The sequence below is a fragment of the Bariatricus sp. HCP28S3_A7 genome, from assembly GCF_052066375.1.
In the GTDB taxonomy this organism is placed as follows: Bacteria; Bacillota; Clostridia; order Lachnospirales; family Lachnospiraceae; genus Allocoprococcus.
In genome coordinates, this window is record NZ_JBQHSG010000004.1 from 129578 (window position 1) to 148223 (window position 18646).

Below are 18646 nucleotides of genomic sequence, written 5' to 3' on the forward strand. Positions count from 1 at the left end.
ATCCAGTGCTTTTCTCCCTCTATCCGGCAATGCAATATCCGTCTTTTGTACTGGTCTTTACCGCATACAGTGCTTTATCTGCGACAGCATACAACTTATCAAAATCATTTCCATGATCCGGCATCAGCGCCACTCCGACCGACGTCGTTACCACTACTTCAAAACCATTTTTTTCATAAGTCGTCCTGAACACTTTCTGAAGCTCAGACACCTTTTTCTCTACATTCTCTCGGGGAACTGCATTCATGATAATTATGAATTCATCTCCCCCCAGACGGCAGATAATATCATCATGGCGGCAATTTTGTCTTGCTTTTTCGACAAAATCCTTCAGAGCCTGGTCTCCACACATATGTCCGAGCGTATCATTCAGCTGTTTAAAATTATCCATATCCAGTATCATAAAGACGTGGCACCGCTCCTCCGGGAGTGCACTCTTCTCCATCTTTTTCATTCGTTCAACTGCTGCGTTTCTTTTGAGTGCTCCCGTTAGCACATCTGTCATAGCCTCTATTTCAAGTCTCATCTTCTCTTTTTTCTTTTCATCAATATTCCGGTATACCAGATATGCTGTCATCTTTTTCTTGTTTTCTGACTGCTTTGCCCTGATTTCACATTCTGTCCAGTAGTGCTTCCCATCTTTTTCTATCGTCTGATATTCCAGAGTCATGTCGCAAACTCCGCACTTGCAATTTGCCTCAATCGCCTGTTTTGACATCTGCATCAATACTTTTTCGCGATGCTCCGGCACCACCTTTTTCTCCACATAAAACCGGATCATTGTACTGAATGAGCCTTTCATCTCTTCCGTCGTTCCAAGATCAAATGAATTATCGGTGATCATATCTTCGCCCACATCCACTTCCAGATACCCAAGGCAGTCTGCAAGAAGCGATTTTCGGAACTCCTGTTCCCGCCGCATCATCATTTCATTTTCTTTCTGCTCGGTTATATCTTCAATGATTCCGATGGAACGTGCAACCAGCTTATGTTGGTCAAATAGATTGATCAGACAAACTTTGAGAAATCGTTTCTGTCCGTTGATCTGAATCAAAAGCTCAACCTCCATCTCAGGCACATAATCATATACCGATGCTGCAAGATTTTCCACCCGGTGACATGCTGACAAATTATTCTTCTGCAGTTCTTTTAATATCCAGTTCAGATCAATATCCTGCTGCAGTATTCCGAATTCTCGATATTTTTCATTCATAAACTGAATCTTCTTCGTGGTCCCGTCATAGGTAAATATACACTGTTCACTGTGTTCTGCGATTACTCTGTAAAGTTCTTCATTTAGGCTGAGTTCCGTATAAAGCTGCTTGATTTTCTTTTTTTCCTTCACTGTATAGTACATGTAAATACCTATCAAAACAACTGCCATTGTAAGAAGCTTGAACGTCAGAAGCATCATATCCCGCTGATAATATCTCACATCCTTGATAATCGTCTCCCGGTTCGTCACTTCACATAAATACCAGGAGCTGTCAGGAATCGGCGTGAGCACTCCAATCTCCTCGTTCTGGCCACGGTTGATTGCATACAGAATCTCTTCCTTTTTCTTCATTTTTTCCAGCACCTGTGTGCTGTTATGTACTTGTGGATTGTCCTTATCAAATCGGACCATATCCAACGTTTCTATCAAACTCTTTTCTTTTAGTGTAATTCCATATCTGACGATATAATTACCATCGCTGTCCAGCAGGAATAAATATTTAGCCTGTTTCTCCTCCAGAATCTGATTAAACAGTTCCATATCATCCAGCGGAATTTCACCATACAGAACTCCCTTTACCCTTTCATCCTCATCCATAATCGGAACCGCGATGACAGCCATAAGTTCTTCTTTTTTCTCGGTAATATACTGCCTGCCATTCACCGCCTCCTTGAAGAACTGCCTGTCCTTCACCTGAGTCTTTTCTCCTGTTGACAGAAATGTATTTCCCTCCAAATCCGCTATGCCGAAAACACCGAAATCCATATCCGGAAGTTCCATCAACCGTTCAAAAAATTCCAGACATGTTTCCTGATCTGTAAGTTCCTGCTTGCTAAGCAACAACGCATCCTTGATAAGTGCCACAAAATACTGATCAATCTGATTCTGTACGATCAAAGAATGCTGTTCGTTCGTATATCTCAGATTCTCATATCCCTGATTCGTCTCATGCCGCATCACAAGCATACTGAAATCAAACAGTGAACCGACCAGAAAGAGAACTGCCAAAATAAAGACTAGAAGGTAACCATATTTTTTATTCTCTCTAAACCACTTTTTCATCTCATTCCCTCCGTCATTATCGGAAGAATAAACCCCAATTTCAGAAGTTATTTTCCAATAACCTTCTCCACCGAAAGCATCAGGAGTTCTCTATGATACGGTTTTCCCACAAACCGTTCCGCTCCCAGACGCAGTGCCATCACTTCACTGTCATTCTCTGATTCAGACGTAATGATGACCGGAATTCCGGCAAGTTCTTTTATCTCTTTTCTTTTCTTCATAAACTGAAAGCCATCCATGACCGGCATGACCATATCCAGAAGTATCAGGGAAATCTTTCCAGGATGCTCCAAAAGATAGTCCATTGCCTCCTGACCATTGCAAACCTCATGCACAGTGTAATACTCTTCCAGCATTGATTTCAGTAGTTCTCTGTTCATTTCATTATCATCAACAATCAGAATCGAATATTTTTCTCCACTACATATTTTCAATATTTCTTCTTCCTTCGCAATCACATCAACCGATGCTTTGCTTTCTGTCTTTTTATCCAACAGCTGTTCAAACTCCTCATACGGTACAGGTTTTGCGTAGTAATATCCCTGCACATAATCGCAGCCGAAACTTTTCAGCTTTTCAATCTGCTCTTTCGTCTCCACGCCTTCTGCAATCGTAGACAGATTCAGCCATTTTGACAAGCTAATGATAAACCCAAGAATATTTTTCCGGTCATTGGAGTTCTTTTGTATGAACTTCATATCCAGCTTCAAAGTATCAACCGAGAGTTCACTGAGCATGTTTAACGAAGAATATCCTGATCCAAAGTCATCCATCTCAATCTTAAATCCATTCTCGCGAAGTTTGTTCACCATCTGTATGATCTGCTGCGGTTCATCGGTGTAAACCGATTCCGTGATTTCCAGATGCAGATATTTTCGTTCGATCTCATACTGATCTGCAAGATGGGTGATCCTTTCTACGAGTCCCGGCAATTCAAAATCCACCCGAGAAACATTGACAGAGATTGGAATCATCGTTCTGTTTTCCTCTTTCCATTTTCTCAGTATTTTACATGCTTCCTCCCACACATAATAATCCACTTTTACAATAAATCCATTTTTTTCAAATAACGGAATGAACTCCCCCGGAGACATAAATCCCATTTCCGGATGGATCCATCGCACCAATGCCTCTGCTCCGATGATATTCTCTGTATTGATATCATATTTTGCCTGATAATAAACCTGAAACTGGCGTTCTTTTAACGCTCTTTCCATCGTATCAAGGATTTGCTGTTCACGAAGAAGTGTTGCACGAAGAGAGTCATCGTACATAGCTACATTTTTACCGTACATCTTTTTGATACGGTTCAGCGCCAGTACAGCTCTGTCGCACATCCCGGACGGTACGATTCTGCGATCTACATGCTCATATATTCCATATTTGATCACCAGATTTCGAAATTCCATCTCATTCTCATTTTCTCCAAACTGCCATAGAATCCGTTCCTTCCAGCTTCCGTCACCATGCCGGATCAGCATAGCAAATACATCTCCATGCATACGGGTACAGATTCCTTCTCCATTCAGAAGTCTCTGATACTTATCCGCCAGGTAGCAAAGCACTTTATCTCCATTTTTGATTCCAAAACGTTCATTGACCACTTTAAAGTTCTCTACGTCTGCTACGACCATATCATACTGCGTATCCGGATCTTTCTCCAGAATGTCTGAGACCTGCAAGTAAAACGCTTCTCTGCTGCAAAGCCCGGTAAGATGATCGCACTCATTGTTATGCGTTCTTTCACTTTGCATTCTATTTCCCGTTTTCACAGTACCCCTCCCCGATCTTTTGTCCTTTCATATCTTTGATACAATACTCCTTTCAGCAGCATGATTGTCCAAAATGCCACTATATGTTTCATTTTACCAAAATATGCTGTGTTTTACTAGATAAACATGAGCACTTTTTCCATTTTTACACACGAAACTAATAAAGGAGTGGCTTACACCACTCCGGTCACTGTTCCGATCCAATATATGATTCCTAATACCCAGCTTGTAAAGATTCCATATAGAATGACCGGTCCGGCTATCGTAAAGATCTTACATCCGATTCCCATGACCTGTCCTTCTTTCTTATACTCGATTGCCGGTGCAGCTACTGAGTTGGCAAATCCCGTAATCGGCACAAGCGCACCTGCTCCTCCCCAGTCTGCAATCTTCGGATACACTCCGATTCCGGTGAGGCTCACACTCAAAAGCACCAAAATCATAGAGCACCACCCTCCACTCGTATCTTGATCCAATCCCAGCATTTCACAATAGTTCAGAATCCCCTGCCCTATCACGCAGATCACTCCTCCTGTCACAAAAGCTTTTGCCATATCCGGTCCCAGCTTTCTTACTGGAGTTCTTTCTTTTACATACTTTTCATAACCATTCTGTTTCATTTGCATCCTCCAACCACATTCTTTTTTACCATCTCATGTAGAAATACCAGATTGCTCCGATTCCTTTTCCGAGTGCCATCCCCAGAATCAGAAACGGAATACACTTTATCAATTTTATTCTTCGCACAAAAATAGGGAAAATATTCAGCACCTCCGCCAGTGCCATAGACCAGCAGCCCACGAAGATTCCGGAGAATAATCCGAACACAGACAGCAGCCATCTTCCCCCCGGAATCCAGATCTGATAGACCCAGAAGAGATTTCCCAGAATTCCTCCGGCTGCTATACAGTCCTCATACCACAGAATCTTTTCTCCTGTATGGGTTCGATCGGCAAAATCCGAAACAACTCCTAATCCGATGATAAATGAGAACAGTCCTGCTGCCGTTCCCATTCCGGCACTAAGCCCCAGTATTCCCAGAAGAATCTGTTTTCCCCACATCCAGCTCCATCTCCTTTCTGGAGTATGCCTCGATCAGAGTTGACTGTATATCGTTTTCATAGAGCCGCATTTCCACTTCCATAGGCGTCGGATCTACAGAGAACCTCTTTTCTCCAAAATGATTGAAAAATACCAGTATCCCTATAATCAGACCAATACTGTATGTGAGTTCCAGCAGAGAAAAGCCGTCTGACGGATGCCCCATTACCTGACTGTAGATCTGACCGAACATTTTCGTTATTCCGACATCATTATTAAACGACATGATGGAAAAAGCAGCTCCCAGAAATGTAATCCCCGAAATAACGCAGACTTTGGCCAGATGATACAGCCGGTTTTGCTTTTTCGGGTTTTCATATGTGATGATAAGATCGATCTCTCCTTCATTCTGAATCGTCAGGTTCGGATATTCCTTATGAATGCATTCAATCACTTTTAGAACCGATATAACAAAACGATGCTGCCCTTTTTCGGGAATTTTCAGAATCCGCAGAGTTTTGACCTTATTCAGCACATTCTGATTACTGCATTCCATAGAAAGTAAATCTCCCAACGTCACTTCCAGCTTTGATACCTCTGTGTTTTTTTCCCCTTTTATATACAAAATATCATTTCCGGATGCCATAGCAGTTGTCCCCTTCCCATCCATACATTTTTGCAACCAGAGTCCCCTCTGTCCGATCGTCCGAGTATTCCATGGTCTGAAAATAGTAAACTGCTCCGATAATGACCGCAAACATCAAAACTGCCAGCAGTAAGATGCGGATCCTTCTTTTTGTTTTTTCCATAATCCACACACCTCTCTTTCTGCTGGTAGTATGTCATCTTTTTTGTAAAATATGCAGTTTTCTTGTTTTTTTATAGTTGTCTCCTGAGCTCTTCCAATATCTTTTTCTCCATTCTTGACACCTGAACCTGAGAAATTCCCAGTTGTTCTCCAACTTCTGTCTGAGTCTTGTCCGCAAAATATCGAAGATAGATCAATTGTCTTTCCTCCTTTCCGAGCTGCTCTAGCAGTTCTCTGAACAAAATTCGTTCCAGTACCCGGTCTTCTCCAGATTCCTGCTCTTTCAGCTTGTCCAGAAGTTGAATCTCCTGCCCATCTTTCTGATAAACCGTTTTGTGAATCGATTCCACTTCTGCATTTGCTTCCATAGCCATGACCAGATCTTCCTTTTCTACCCCCATACACTCTGCAAGTTCATGGAGCATTGGCTCTCTTCCCCATTTTCTCTGTAATTCCTCCTGACATGCAAAAGCCTTGTATGCCAGCTCTTTTAGAGACCTGCTTACTTTGATCATTCCGTCATCTCTCAAGAAACGTTTGATCTCTCCTGAAATCATTGGAACTGCATAAGTTGAAAATTTCACATCATAAGACAGATCAAATTTATCAATTGCTTTTAAAAGACCGATACTTCCAATCTGAAACAGATCCTCCGCTTCTGCGCCTCTTCCATAAAATCGTTTTACCACACACCAGATTAGTCCGGTATTCTCTTCCACCAATTGTGCTCTCGCTTCTTCATCTCCTTCGTGAGATTTTTGGATTAAAGCGAGCGTGTGTTCCATATTTGATTACTGTCTCCTGTTGTTTTTTTCATTTTAACGATCGTCCCTTCGCCGGGAATGGATTCTACTTCTACTTTGTCCATAAACGCTTCCATAAATGCAAACCCCATACCGGAACGATCCTGCTCCGGTTTCGAAGTATAAAGTGGCTCCATCGCTCTTTGAACATCTTCAATTCCGATTCCATAATCTTCCACTTCTAAGTAAAGTTCCTTTCCTGAAACACAACAATAAATTCGTATTTTGCCTTTTTCCTTCTCATAGCCGTGAATAATCGAATTTGTAACGGCTTCGGAAACTGCTGTTTTCACATCGGACACTTCCTCCAGAATCGGATTCATCTGTGTCATAAATGCCGCCACGGCAACTCTTGCAAATCCTTCGTTTTCTGACAGGCTGTCAAATACCAGCTCCATCTCATTTTTCTTTCCCTCTGCTGCATATTCCATTACTCCATATCCTCCTCATAAAGCTGCATAATTTTGGTTACCCCTGACATATTCAGGATTTTCTTCATGCGTTCTCCCACATGAACCGCCCAGACTTCACCTCCGAGAAGATAGATCTGCCTATATCTTCCCATAATGACTCCAATCCCGGAGCTGTCCATAAAATTCGTACTGCTAAAATCAAATATCACATGCTTAATATGCTTCTTTGCAATGACCTGATCGGCCTCTTTTCTGATTTCTTCCGCATTGTGATGATCCACCTCCTTTGGCAGAAAAATCGTCAGACAATTTTCTTCAACCTGATACTGCATAGATACTCCTCCTTTTATTAATTCACGCCCAACGGACGCTTTTGTCATATGCCTTACCACAGAACCAAAAGAAAAAGGATATGCATATCCGCATATCCTTCTCTCTCGTATATTATGATAATGATTTTCCTCTATTCTGTTCCTGTATTTCCCGTCTGGCTGCCATCTGCTGTATTTTGTCCGTCATTCTGTGACGATGCTGTATTCATTGCATCCAGAGCACTCTGGGCATCTGTCGCAGCCTGTGTTCCTGAATAATCTGATACGACCTTCCCATATGCTTCTTTCGCCTTATCAGCATCACCGCTGCCGGCATATGCATCTCCCAGAAGTTTCATAGCCTCACCATCGCTATAACCTGCCTCCATTCTGACGACCTTCTCCAGATTCGTGACTGCATCTGCATAATTGCTTTCATTCAGATTCTCCTTTGCCCGTGCAAGAAGGCGTGAACACATCGTCGGGAAAAGCTCTCCTGAGATTTCATCATAGATAGCTTTTCCTTGTTCGCCCAGCGCATCCGGGCTCACCGTAAACAGTCCATCCAACATGTCTGCATTACTGGTTGCTCCGCCTTCGTACTGCTCCGCCACCTTCATCAAAGCCTCATAACTTTGCTGTGTGGACTGGGCAGTCTGCAATGCATTTTCTGCCTGATCACTGGTATTCCGATAACTTTCCAGTTCTTTTTTCAATGTCTCAATCTGTGTATCCCGCGACTCCACCTCTTCACTCAATGCAATCACATTCCGGTTCGCATTTTCTGTACGTTTCTGGTTGACAGCAGGCGATATAAGAAACCAGACTACTGCTGCCCCGACCAGAATGCCAATCAGAATGTTGACAATCGTCAGCACAGCCGCATTATCTTTAAGGCTCGCAGATACCGGCTGGATGATCGTTTCATTTCCGAGATTATAGGTTACCGTCTGTTCCTTCTCTTCTTTCAGCTTTGCCACTTTCTGACTTCGCATCTGTGTCAATTCATGCATATACGCAAGTGTGATCTCGTTGGTAATGTCCATCTTATGCGCACGTCGCAAGATCTGCCTTGCCTTAGCATACTGCTCTGTATGAAGGTATAAAAGTGCAAGAAGCTGATGCGCCTTCAGGAAACTCGGATGCGCTGCAATGACCTTTTTAAGCTGTATGATTGCAAGATCCTCTCCATTCTGGCGACAATATAGAAGGCACTGATTGTATTTGTGAATCGCCTGATTGATCGTCTCCAGCTCACTCGGTGTCTCCTGTACTTTTTTAATATAGTAATTGGCAATATTCTCATAAGACTTGAAATTCTTACTGATGATCCACTCCACCAAAGCCTCTACCACTTCGCCTCGGCCATAATACACAAGTCCCAATAGATTTCTTGCCGCAATATTCTCTCTGTTATATTGTAAACTCCTCCTCAAAGACAAAATAGCCCCGGACAGATCCCGGATTTTTGCCTTTTTCAGACCATCATTGTACCAGTAATTTGACTGATACGCAAACTTCTGTAAATAATCCATGAAACTCTCCCCTATTTTGCTTTTTCAAGCATCTCCCGCAAAATATCTGTCATATCCGTCAAATCTTCTTCATAAACAGCTTTTTCAATCTCTTCCACTTCCAGACTTGGTTTAAATTTCTTCAGTTCTTCTTCAAAATTAAGCATGTCTGCCTCCTATCAGCCTTTTCAGCTCACCAATCAGATACAAAGAACCAAGGCAATACAGCCTTCCATTCTTTCCTTTCTCTTCTATTGCACGTTCAAATGCCTCACTAAGAGACGCTTCTTCCAGAACCGGCTTTTCCGTATATTTCTCAAATACTTCCGCCAGGGTCCTGGCATCTGCCCCTCTTTTATCTTCCAGTTTTGTTATAACATATACGTCTGCATCCACATCCTGACAAAGCACCTTGATCATATGTTCATAATCTTTATCCGAAACAGCCGAAAATAAAATGACCAGTTTATCTTTCAATAAATTCCCTGCTTTTTTCTGCTCCCGGATACTTTCCGCGAATCGGTTTATTGCAGCCAGATTATGTGCCCCATCCAGAACGACATTCTTCATAACTGTTTCCATTCTTCCCGGCCAGTATGTGGCAGCCACTGCGGCCTTCCATTTCTCCGTGTCTGCCTCATCACCCAATATGGACCGCATCGCCATAATGGCTATTCCTGCATTCATAACCTGATAAATGCCGGTACTTTCAACCTGCCATTTGGTATTACTATCATACTCACTACAAATGGAAAAAGCAATATGTTTGTCCGTAATTTTCTGAATTTCGAACGCATCTTTCCCGATTTCTTTACATGGTGCACCGACATTTGCTGCCATTCGACGGATTACGGCAGCTGCTTCCGGACAGCTTCCATCGAAGAAAACCGGAACCTTTGCCTTTATGATCCCGGCCTTTTCTGCAGCAATCTGTTCCAACGTATCCCCCAGAATCTCTGTATGATCCATTCCAATGGAAGTAATCACCGTAAGACACGGATGCGCAAATGAATTTGTCGCATCCAGACGTCCTCCCAGCCCGGTCTCCAGAATCACATACTCTGTCCCGGCATCTTCAAATGCTGTCATTCCCATTCCGTACAGAAATTCAAAATACGAGGGGTGTCCGATTCCTTCCTCTTCCATTTCATTCACGACACCCTTCACACTGTTAAATATTTTTTCAAATTTTTCATCTGTAATGTCGATTCCGTTAATTTTGATTCTCTCATTCATTTTTTCTAAATGAGGGGATGTAAAAAGTCCAACACTTTTCCCCTCAGAAAGAAGAATCGCCTGCATATATGCGCAGACGCTCCCCTTTCCATTCGTCCCTGCCACATGAATGATTTTTCTGTTGTGACAGGGACTTCCAAGTCTTCTCAAAAAATCCCGAGTATGTTCTAATGTGTGTTTTTTCGTAAATTTAGGTATCTCTTCTATATAATGAATAATTTCTTCGTAATTCACGCTTTCCCCTCACTGTGCAGAATGTTACTGATTTTCCTCCGTTTCCGGCTCTTTTTCTGCATCTGTATCCTTCACTTCAGAAACTGTCGTACCCTGATCTCTTTCCAGTTGCTGCTTCAGCTCATCTGTATATTTTAATAGGTTTCCACTCATCCAGATATATTCCGCAGATGTGCGAAATATCGTATTGCTGGATCCCACCTGACTAACTGTTATAATATCGCCCTCTTCCAGTTTGCTTTCCGGAAGTTCAATTCGCGTATTATTCAAAAATGTGCTCTTCTGCTTCTCTCCGTTAATATAAACTTTACTCCATTTCGTAAAGTTTGTTCCATAGAGGCTGTAACTTCCATTCAGATTACTATTCAGTCCGGTCAGCGTCACTTCTTTAATTCCCATTTCCATATGGCCTTCCGTAATCGGAAGCTCTCCCTCATACACATACTGTTTTCCATAAAGTATATCATACTGCAGAAGTTCCAGATCGAGCAGATAATCCTTCGTCTTTCTTCTCTGCTGATGGTAATTAAATACTGTTCCGGAATGCAGTCCCAACCGTTCCATCACATCGGCCATAATCTGATATGCCGGTATATTGCGATCCTGCTTCTCAAGTCCAAGATTATCCCAGATCACATAATTCGTATTATAGAGATAACGGCTCTTCAGATCCTTTGCCTCCAGTCCCATTGTCGGAAGATGGTCACCATAGAAAACAATGACCGTAGGCTCTCCCCGCTCTTCCATCATCTTCACCAGATTTCCGGCAAACTGATCCATCTCATATACCTGATTGACATAATATTCCCAGGCATTATTCTTTTCCTCAGTTTCCATTCCGCTGACTGTGATCCTCGGATTCTCGATCAGCTTCGTCTCCGGGTAATTTCCATGGCCCTGCACACTAATGGTAAAGACAAAATCCTGCTGTTCTGTTGAATCCAACGCATCCGCAATATGCGTTAGAAGAATATCATCCTTGGCCCATCCGTTTTCAGTCAACTGAAGAATATTCATAAATTCTTTACTGGTAAATGTATCAAATCCAATATTGTTAAATACTTTTGCACGACTGTAGAAATTTCCGCCGTTGTTATGAATCGCATGTGTACCATATCCGAACTCGGCAAATGCAGTGGCTGCACTCTCTGCCGTCTGATTCTTGAGAACCGTTTTATACGGATATTCTCCCGGGCCGAAATAACGCAGGTTCATCCCCGTCAGCACCTCAAATTCCGTGTTCGCCGTGCCGGCACCTACAGAAGGCACTTTAAAATACCCGGAAGAATACTCTTCAAACATCTCTCTAAGATTTGGCAACGGATCCATCGATGTCTGAAGTGCTTCATACTCAGAAGTGTCAAAGAATGACTCCAGCTGCACAAAAAGCACATTCGGCATAACATCCGTATCAGCAGTACTCTCTGTCAGTTCTCCGTTATTGCTGATTCTCTGAATTGTATCTTCATTATAATCATTCGGCTGCGAAATTCCTGTATTAAACAGGCTCGCGGCAAAGCAATATGGAAGTCCATAATCCTCATAGGCAAACGCAATATTCCCAAAATATGTGGAAACAACTCTGTTTTCAACTGCCAGATCTGTCACCAGAGAATATGCTCCAAAGCTCACAATAACACCTGCAAGCGCAAGAAGACGGTGCATTTTTCCTTCATATTGCCCTCCTCTTCGCCACATGGCAACACCCCATACCAAAAGTGCACTCACACCGACTGCAATCATGATCAGTTCAAACGGGGAAAAATAATTAGTAAAAAGCGATAGGCCTTCTTTAAAAGTCTTCAAATCCTGGGCATTAAAAGGCGTAACTCGTTTCAACAGCATGATGCCATTGCAGACCCCCAGGAACAACCATACCACGCTGATAATAATTCTTGCAAACACCCTCCGCCGTACCAGATATACAACGGTAAAAGTGACAAATATCATAAATGCATTATAGGAAAATACAAGCGGTGACTTTGTCATGTAATCCCATGCTTCTATCAAAGAATGTCTTGATAAGGCTTCAATTATAAAATTGATCAGAATTGCCCAGATTGCGTGAAGAAGCAGCGAGAAACGATTCATCAGCCGGTAATACGGTGCCATCTTTCTGGAAAATTCACTGTTTCTTCGCTCCTCCAGAATCCTTTCCCGGCGTTCATGCTTCATTTTCCAGTAATCCTTGATGTCTTCCATTCTTAAATTCTTCAGTTTTTGAATACTTCCACTGATATCAGGTTTCTTGAATTTGAATTTCTTAAACTGAATTTTTTTCATAAAACAACCTCTTGTATTCCTCTCTTTTTACGTTTTTATGCACCATTCAGGCAGATACCTTCCGGCATCTGCCTGCCATACTTTTATTTTTTCAGACCTGCAAGACGTTCTTTAACCTGCTCAAGCATCTGTGTATATTTTTCAAGCTTCGCCTTTTCCTCATCAACCTTTGCCTGAGGTGCTTTGCTGACAAATTTTTCATTGTTCAGCATTCCGTTTGCGCGGGCAATTTCTTTGTTCAGTCTTGCCTCTTCTTTTGTAAGACGCTCAATTTCCTGTTCAAAATCGATCAGTTCTTCCAGCGGAACATAAACCACTGCATCCGGCACTACGATCGACACCGCATCATCTGCAATACCTGCTTTATCAGCCTGAATATCCAATTCGCTCGCACTCATAAGCGGACATGCCGAAGTGATCAGCTGCGTAAGTCCTTCCCTGAGTTCAGCACTTTCACATACGACAAACACTTTCGCTTTGCGGCTAGGCGGAACATTCATCTCTGCACGTGCATTTCTTACACCGCGGATGACTTCCTTCATGTGATCGGTAACCCTCTCTGCTTCCGGGAAGTTCCACTCATCAATATAGCTCGGCCAGGAAGACATCATCAAAGATTCCTCTTCCGGAACCAGTGCTCCATAAATCTCCTCCGTTACAAACGGCATAAATGGATGCAGCATCTTCAGTGCATTTCCAAGAACCGTTTTCAGAGTCCAGAGTGCTGCATTTGCACTCTTATAGTTCTCATCAGAATGATAGATTCTGTATTTTACAAGTTCGATATACCAATCACAGAATTCATCCCAGATGAAATCATATACTTTCTGTACTGCGATACCAAGTTCGAATTTGTCCATATTGTCAGTCACATCTTTTGCAAGTGTATTCACCTTGGACAAAATCCATTTATCTGTCATGGTCAGATCCCTGTCATCCGGTTTGGAGATCACTTTGTCTTCCATATTCATCAGGATGAACCGTGATGCATTCCAGACTTTATTTGCAAAATTCCGGCTGGATTCCACACGTTCATTGTAGAAACGCATATCATTTCCCGGTGCATTTCCGGTTACCAGTGTAAGACGCAATGCATCGGCGCCGTACTCGTCGATAATTTCCAGCGGATCGATTCCGTTTCCAAGTGATTTACTCATCTTACGTCCCTGAGAGTCACGTACCAGTCCATGGATCAGTACGGTATGGAACGGTGCCTTTCCGGTATGCTCGTATCCGGAGAATACCATACGGATTACCCAGAAGAAAATGATATCGTATCCGGTTACCAGTACATCTGTCGGATAGAAGTAATCCAGATCCTCTGTCTTATCCGGCCAGCCGAGTGTGGAGAATGGCCACAGTGCAGAACTGAACCATGTATCCAGTGTATCTTCATCCTGTGTAAAATGTTTGCATCCACAATGCGGGCAAACCTCCGGCATCTCTCTTGCGACTACAAACTCACCGCATTCATCACAGTAGTAAGCCGGGATTCTGTGCCCCCACCAGATCTGACGGGAAATACACCAGTCACGGATATTTTCCAGCCAGTGCAGGTAAATCTTATTGAAACGCTCCGGAACAAACTTCAGTTCTCCCTTTTGAATTGCTTCGATAGCCGGCTTTGCCAGTTCGTCCATCTTAACAAACCACTGTGGTTTGATCAGCGGTTCTACCGTTGTTCCGCATCGGTCATGAGTTCCTACATTATGTGTATGTTCTTCAATTTTAACCAGATATCCCTGTTCTTCCAGATCTGCTACGATAGCCTTTCTTGCCTCATAACGATCCATGCCGGAATATTTTCCATAGCCTTCTACGATCGTTGCATCATCATTCATGATATTGATCTCCGGAAGGTTATGACGTTTTCCTACTTCAAAGTCGTTCGGATCGTGAGCCGGTGTGATCTTAACCGCTCCTGTTCCAAATTCTTTATCCACATAAGAATCGGCAACAATCGGTATTTCTCTTCCAACCAGTGGAAGCAGTACCATCTTGCCTACAATATCTGTATATCTCTCATCATCCGGATGTACCGCAATCGCCGTATCACCAAGCATCGTCTCCGGACGCGTTGTAGCGATCTCAAGGAACCGGTCTGTTCCGATGATCGGATACTTGATATGCCAGAAATGTCCTGCCTGTTCTTCGTGTTCTACTTCTGCGTCTGAAAGACAGGTCTTACATACCGGACACCAGTTGACGATGCGTGAGCCTTTGTAAATATATCCTTTTTCATATAAGCGGATGAATACTTCTTCTACTGCTTTGGAACATCCTTCGTCCATGGTGAAACGTTCTCTGTCCCAGTCACAGGATACACCGAGCTTTTCAAGCTGTCTCTCGATGGTTCCGGCATATTCTTCCTTCCACTGCCAGGTCCTCTTAAGGAATCCTTCTCTTCCCAGCTCTTTCTTATCAATTCCTTCTGCTTTGAGTTGATTCGTAACCTTTACTTCTGTCGAAATCGCCGCATGGTCTGTTCCCGGAATCCAGAGTGCATTGTAGCCCTGCATTCTTTTGTAACGGATCAGGATGTCCTGAAGCGTATTGTCAAGCGCATGTCCCATGTGCAGCTTTCCTGTGATATTCGGTGGCGGCATCACCGTTGTAAACGGCTTCCTGTCTCTGTCCACCTCTGCGTGGAAGTACTTTTTCTCACACCACTTTTTGTAAAGCTTCGGTTCAATTTCTTTCGGATTATATGTTTTCTCCAAATTCTTACTCATTGCTTCCTCCTCAAATTTCATTCACTTTCTGTGTGTTCATAAAGGTTCCGCCAAGAATGTAAAAACGCCCTCTACAAAACGTAAAGGGCGTAGTAATCACGCGGTACCACCTTTGTTATATGAAGTCTCTCTAATACTTCATATATCTCATAGTTCTGTAACGGAAACCACCCCGTGATATCCTACTCGCCCGTTCAGATATCCGGCTCAAAAGCTACCTTCTGTATCCGTTTCCCGTGAACCACCTTTCAGCCAGTGAATGGTCCTCTCTTTCCGGCCCTAAATACATACTCCTCTTTCTCTCTGCCTTTCTCATAACTATTGATTATAATAGTATTCAATCCCCGGTTTGTCAAGAATGGAAAATCAAGATTCATAAAAGATTCATAAAATCTTTAGAATCTAGTGTGCTGGGGCAGTGCACTAAAACTCATGAATAAAGATTCCGCTTCTTAGTTTTGGTTCAAACCATGTGGATTTTGGCGGCATCAGTCTCCCTTCATCCGCCACTTCAAGAAGTTCCCGCATAGAAGTCGGGAACATGGCAAATGCCACTGCATTTTCCTCCCCATCCACAATATTCATCAGTTCCTTAAGGCCGCGGATTCCTCCGACAAACTGGATCCTTGTATCGGTCTTCGGATCCTGGATTCCCATAACCGGTGAAAGAATGTGATCCTGAAGAATAGAAACATCCAAACCTCTCACGGCATCTTCCGGGAAAATTTTCGGTTTTGCCTTAAGAAGGTACCATCCTTCTTCTAGATACATGGCAATTTCACCTTTCTGCCGCGGCCGGATTTCTTCTTTCCCTGTGTACTCAACCCAAAACCCGCTCTTAAGAAGCTCCGGAAGATTTCCAATAATCTCACTTGGAACCTGATGCACCACTCTGTTATAATCCAGAATCCTTAGTTCTGCCTCATCAAAAAGAACCGCCAGAAAATAATTAAATTCTTCTTTTCCGGTGTATTCCGGATTTTCCTTTCTTCTCTTAAGCGCCACCTTTACAGCAGACGCTGCCCGATGATGTCCATCTGCGATATAAAGACTATCCAGTTCACCGAATCGTCTGCAGATATCCAGGTTCCATTCTTCCTCTTCTATTTTCCAGACACGATGCCTGATTCCATCATCACTCACGAAATCATACACCGGCATCCGTGATACCGCCTCCGTAATCTTTTCTCTGATTCCTTCATTGGAACGATAAGCCAGAAAAATGGGCCCCGTATGTGCACTGCAGATATCGACGTGCCGAATCCGGTCAATTTCTTTGTCCTCTCTGGTATTCTCATGTTTTTTTATAACCTGATTCAGATAATCATCTACGGATGCACAGCACACCAGTCCTCTCTGGCTCCTGCCATCCATGGTAAGTTCATAAAGATAGAGACAGGGATTCTCATCCTGAACAAACTGCCCCTCTGCCTTCATTTCACGAAGTGTATCACGGGCTCTTTCGTATACCTGTTCCGAATACATATCCGTCCCTTCCGGAAACTGCGTCTCCGCACGGTCTATTTTCAAAAAAGACAATGGATTATTCTCCACGATTTTTCTCGCCTCTCTGCTGCTGTATACATCATACGGGAGTGCTGCAATCTGCGCGACAACCTCCGGCGCCGGACGGACTCCTCTGAACGGTCTGATCTCTGCCATGTTCTTCACCCTCTTCTATCACATTTGGTAAATTTATGTCCAGTTTACTCTCTTTGTACTGATTTAGCAATAGAAATTATCTCTGTTTTAACTCCACCCAGAAATCTTTTACATCTTCCCCGAGATACCGCAGCAAATCCTTCGAGTCTTTGTACTGCTCCTTCACGAGAATTCTCAGATACCCTTCTATCGCCCTTTCCAGGTGCTCCGGCTCCGGTACATTCTCCCCCATCATACGGCGAAGAATTCCCCGCAGCACGATATTGCAGATATTGAAAAACTGCCTTTCATAATCATACTGATATTCTTCCAGTGTTCTTCTGACATACTCATCGGGAAGTTTTCCAAGGAATCTCTGCTCCAGGCGGATTGCTTCCACATATTTCTCAACCGCATCTACTCCCTGAAGCTGCTCCATGCTCCAGAGCACCGGATAGTCCATCGTGATAACCGGATCCTGAGGGGCAAATCTCGGGTTATAGTAACGCAGAAATGCCGGAATACCCTTTTCAAATGTATCTTTGTAATTTTCATTGCCGTATGATTTAAAATTCGGAAGAATGACATGATACATACGTCTGACACAATCCACTTTTTCCAGTACAATCTGGTATCCTCTCTCATAAGCCAGTTCAGCCGGAACTTTCTTCTTAGAAACCTCCGGCATCTGTCTATCCGCCTCCCCTTCTTTATCTGTTTCCTGCTCTTCCTGCACATATTCCCGGATGCAATACTGCACCGCTTCCATCAGATGTGCTGCCGCTTCGTAGGTAATCGATGTACTTTCTTTAGAAGTATATTTCTCTGCAAGCCGGATTACGATTGGTATCAGTTCCTCTATCTCATATTCCAGATATTTCATCTCGCTACCTCCAACACAATTCTTTCAATACTTCCAGATAAACTTCGTGATCCCAACGGGATACCAGATCGAATTTTCCGTATTCTGACTTTCCTTCTGTCACATGGTATCCCTGATATCCTGCCCGGATCGCCTGCGCAAAAACATCCAGACAGGTGCTCTCCAGATATTCCAGATCTCCATAACAGACAGTCTCAAACTGCTCCTTCATAAAATGCAGAAGTTCGTCATCCGATATTTCATCCATCATCTCATTCTTGTAAAGAAAGAAAATGTCCTGAAGACGTCCGATCGTCTCCACATAATTTCTCTGGGAAATGTAATCCGAATCGCAGAATTCATAAATGATCTTCGGAAGGATGCTCTCCCCATATTCGATTCTTTTCTGCTCCTTCAGACTTTCCGACTTTTCATTCACCAGAAGCTTCGCATCCTCCTCTGATAATACAAGGCCAAATTTTTCTGTAACCTGATTGGTCGCTATGACTTTCGCCAGCTGGTTTTGTCCGGACAGGATCTGCATCCAGTTTTTCTCTTCCATCCTGATTTCCCCCCTTATTATGATTTCATTTGGTTTATCGTCTGCCGATTATACCGCAGTACAGGATTATTTACCAGTCTTGAAATTTTGGCCATTTTATGGTAATATAATTACAGAAAGAGGAAAGATTTTCGATAATTCATCAAAATCTTTCCT

The 18646-nt window shown here is 43.0% G+C and carries 17 protein-coding genes and 1 other annotated feature; all 17 genes read right to left on the reverse strand.

The window, feature by feature from the left end:
* Positions 1 to 19: 19 nt before the first annotated feature.
* Entirely contained in the window at positions 20 to 2278 is a 2259-nt protein-coding gene (locus ACTNA4_RS04335) for a diguanylate cyclase domain-containing protein (RefSeq protein WP_441028690.1), read from the reverse strand.
* 47 nt (positions 2279 to 2325) lie between these two features.
* Positions 2326 to 4050, reverse strand: coding sequence for an EAL domain-containing protein (locus ACTNA4_RS04340; protein WP_441028692.1), 1725 nt, complete (start codon positions 4048 to 4050; stop codon positions 2326 to 2328).
* A 173-nt stretch (positions 4051 to 4223) separates the two neighbouring features.
* Positions 4224 to 4676, reverse strand: a complete 453-nt coding sequence (locus ACTNA4_RS04345; RefSeq protein WP_441028694.1) for a SpoVA/SpoVAEb family sporulation membrane protein — start codon at positions 4674 to 4676, stop codon at positions 4224 to 4226.
* Between the two features lie 19 nt (positions 4677 to 4695).
* Positions 4696 to 5112, reverse strand: coding sequence for a stage V sporulation protein AB (locus ACTNA4_RS04350; RefSeq protein ID WP_427806270.1), 417 nt, complete (start codon positions 5110 to 5112; stop codon positions 4696 to 4698).
* The gene (locus tag ACTNA4_RS04355; RefSeq protein WP_441028696.1) at positions 5072 to 5737 is read right to left on the reverse strand and encodes a stage V sporulation protein AA; all 666 of its coding nucleotides are present in this window, start codon (positions 5735 to 5737) and stop codon (positions 5072 to 5074) included. Before ACTNA4_RS04355 ends, ACTNA4_RS04350 begins: the two co-directional genes overlap by 41 nt.
* Positions 5721 to 5900 (reverse strand): hypothetical protein, encoded by a 180-nt coding sequence (locus ACTNA4_RS04360; RefSeq protein WP_427818870.1) that lies wholly within the window; start codon positions 5898 to 5900, stop codon positions 5721 to 5723. Before ACTNA4_RS04360 ends, ACTNA4_RS04355 begins: the two co-directional genes overlap by 17 nt.
* A 70-nt stretch (positions 5901 to 5970) precedes the next feature.
* Positions 5971 to 6684, reverse strand: a complete 714-nt coding sequence (sigF, locus tag ACTNA4_RS04365; protein WP_427818869.1) for an RNA polymerase sporulation sigma factor SigF — start codon at positions 6682 to 6684, stop codon at positions 5971 to 5973.
* The gene (gene spoIIAB, locus ACTNA4_RS04370) at positions 6663 to 7133 is read right to left on the reverse strand and encodes an anti-sigma F factor (protein ID WP_441028698.1); all 471 of its coding nucleotides are present in this window, start codon (positions 7131 to 7133) and stop codon (positions 6663 to 6665) included. Before spoIIAB ends, sigF begins: the two co-directional genes overlap by 22 nt.
* Positions 7133 to 7447 (reverse strand): STAS domain-containing protein, encoded by a 315-nt coding sequence (locus ACTNA4_RS04375; RefSeq protein WP_427806265.1) that lies wholly within the window; start codon positions 7445 to 7447, stop codon positions 7133 to 7135. Before ACTNA4_RS04375 ends, spoIIAB begins: the two co-directional genes overlap by 1 nt.
* Positions 7448 to 7578: 131 nt before the next feature.
* A complete protein-coding gene (locus tag ACTNA4_RS04380; RefSeq protein WP_427806264.1) occupies positions 7579 to 8961 on the reverse strand; it encodes a tetratricopeptide repeat protein in 1383 nt (460 codons plus the stop codon).
* Positions 8962 to 8972: 11 nt separating this feature from the next.
* The gene (locus tag ACTNA4_RS04385; RefSeq protein WP_427806263.1) at positions 8973 to 9107 is read right to left on the reverse strand and encodes a hypothetical protein; all 135 of its coding nucleotides are present in this window, start codon (positions 9105 to 9107) and stop codon (positions 8973 to 8975) included.
* The gene (locus ACTNA4_RS04390) at positions 9100 to 10410 is read right to left on the reverse strand and encodes a bifunctional folylpolyglutamate synthase/dihydrofolate synthase (protein ID WP_441028700.1); all 1311 of its coding nucleotides are present in this window, start codon (positions 10408 to 10410) and stop codon (positions 9100 to 9102) included. The genes ACTNA4_RS04385 and ACTNA4_RS04390 overlap by 8 nt, the downstream gene beginning before the upstream one ends.
* Positions 10411 to 10434: 24 nt before the next feature.
* Positions 10435 to 12693: an LTA synthase family protein gene (locus tag ACTNA4_RS04395; protein ID WP_441028702.1), complete on the reverse strand. Its 2259-nt coding sequence runs from the start codon at positions 12691 to 12693 to the stop codon at positions 10435 to 10437.
* Between the two features lie 83 nt (positions 12694 to 12776).
* Positions 12777 to 15425, reverse strand: coding sequence for a valine--tRNA ligase (locus ACTNA4_RS04400; protein WP_441028704.1), 2649 nt, complete (start codon positions 15423 to 15425; stop codon positions 12777 to 12779).
* 80 nt (positions 15426 to 15505) lie between these two features.
* Positions 15506 to 15738 (reverse strand) — a binding site (T-box leader).
* 110 nt (positions 15739 to 15848) lie between these two features.
* Positions 15849 to 17087, reverse strand: a complete 1239-nt coding sequence (locus tag ACTNA4_RS04405; protein WP_441028706.1) for a DUF1015 domain-containing protein — start codon at positions 17085 to 17087, stop codon at positions 15849 to 15851.
* A gap of 76 nt (positions 17088 to 17163) precedes the next feature.
* Entirely contained in the window at positions 17164 to 17949 is a 786-nt protein-coding gene (locus tag ACTNA4_RS04410; RefSeq protein ID WP_441028708.1) for a DUF6179 domain-containing protein, read from the reverse strand.
* A gap of 4 nt (positions 17950 to 17953) precedes the next feature.
* Complete coding sequence (locus ACTNA4_RS04415) at positions 17954 to 18490, reverse strand: DUF6323 family protein (RefSeq protein WP_441028710.1); 537 nt, start codon at positions 18488 to 18490, stop codon at positions 17954 to 17956.
* Positions 18491 to 18646 lie beyond the last annotated feature (156 nt).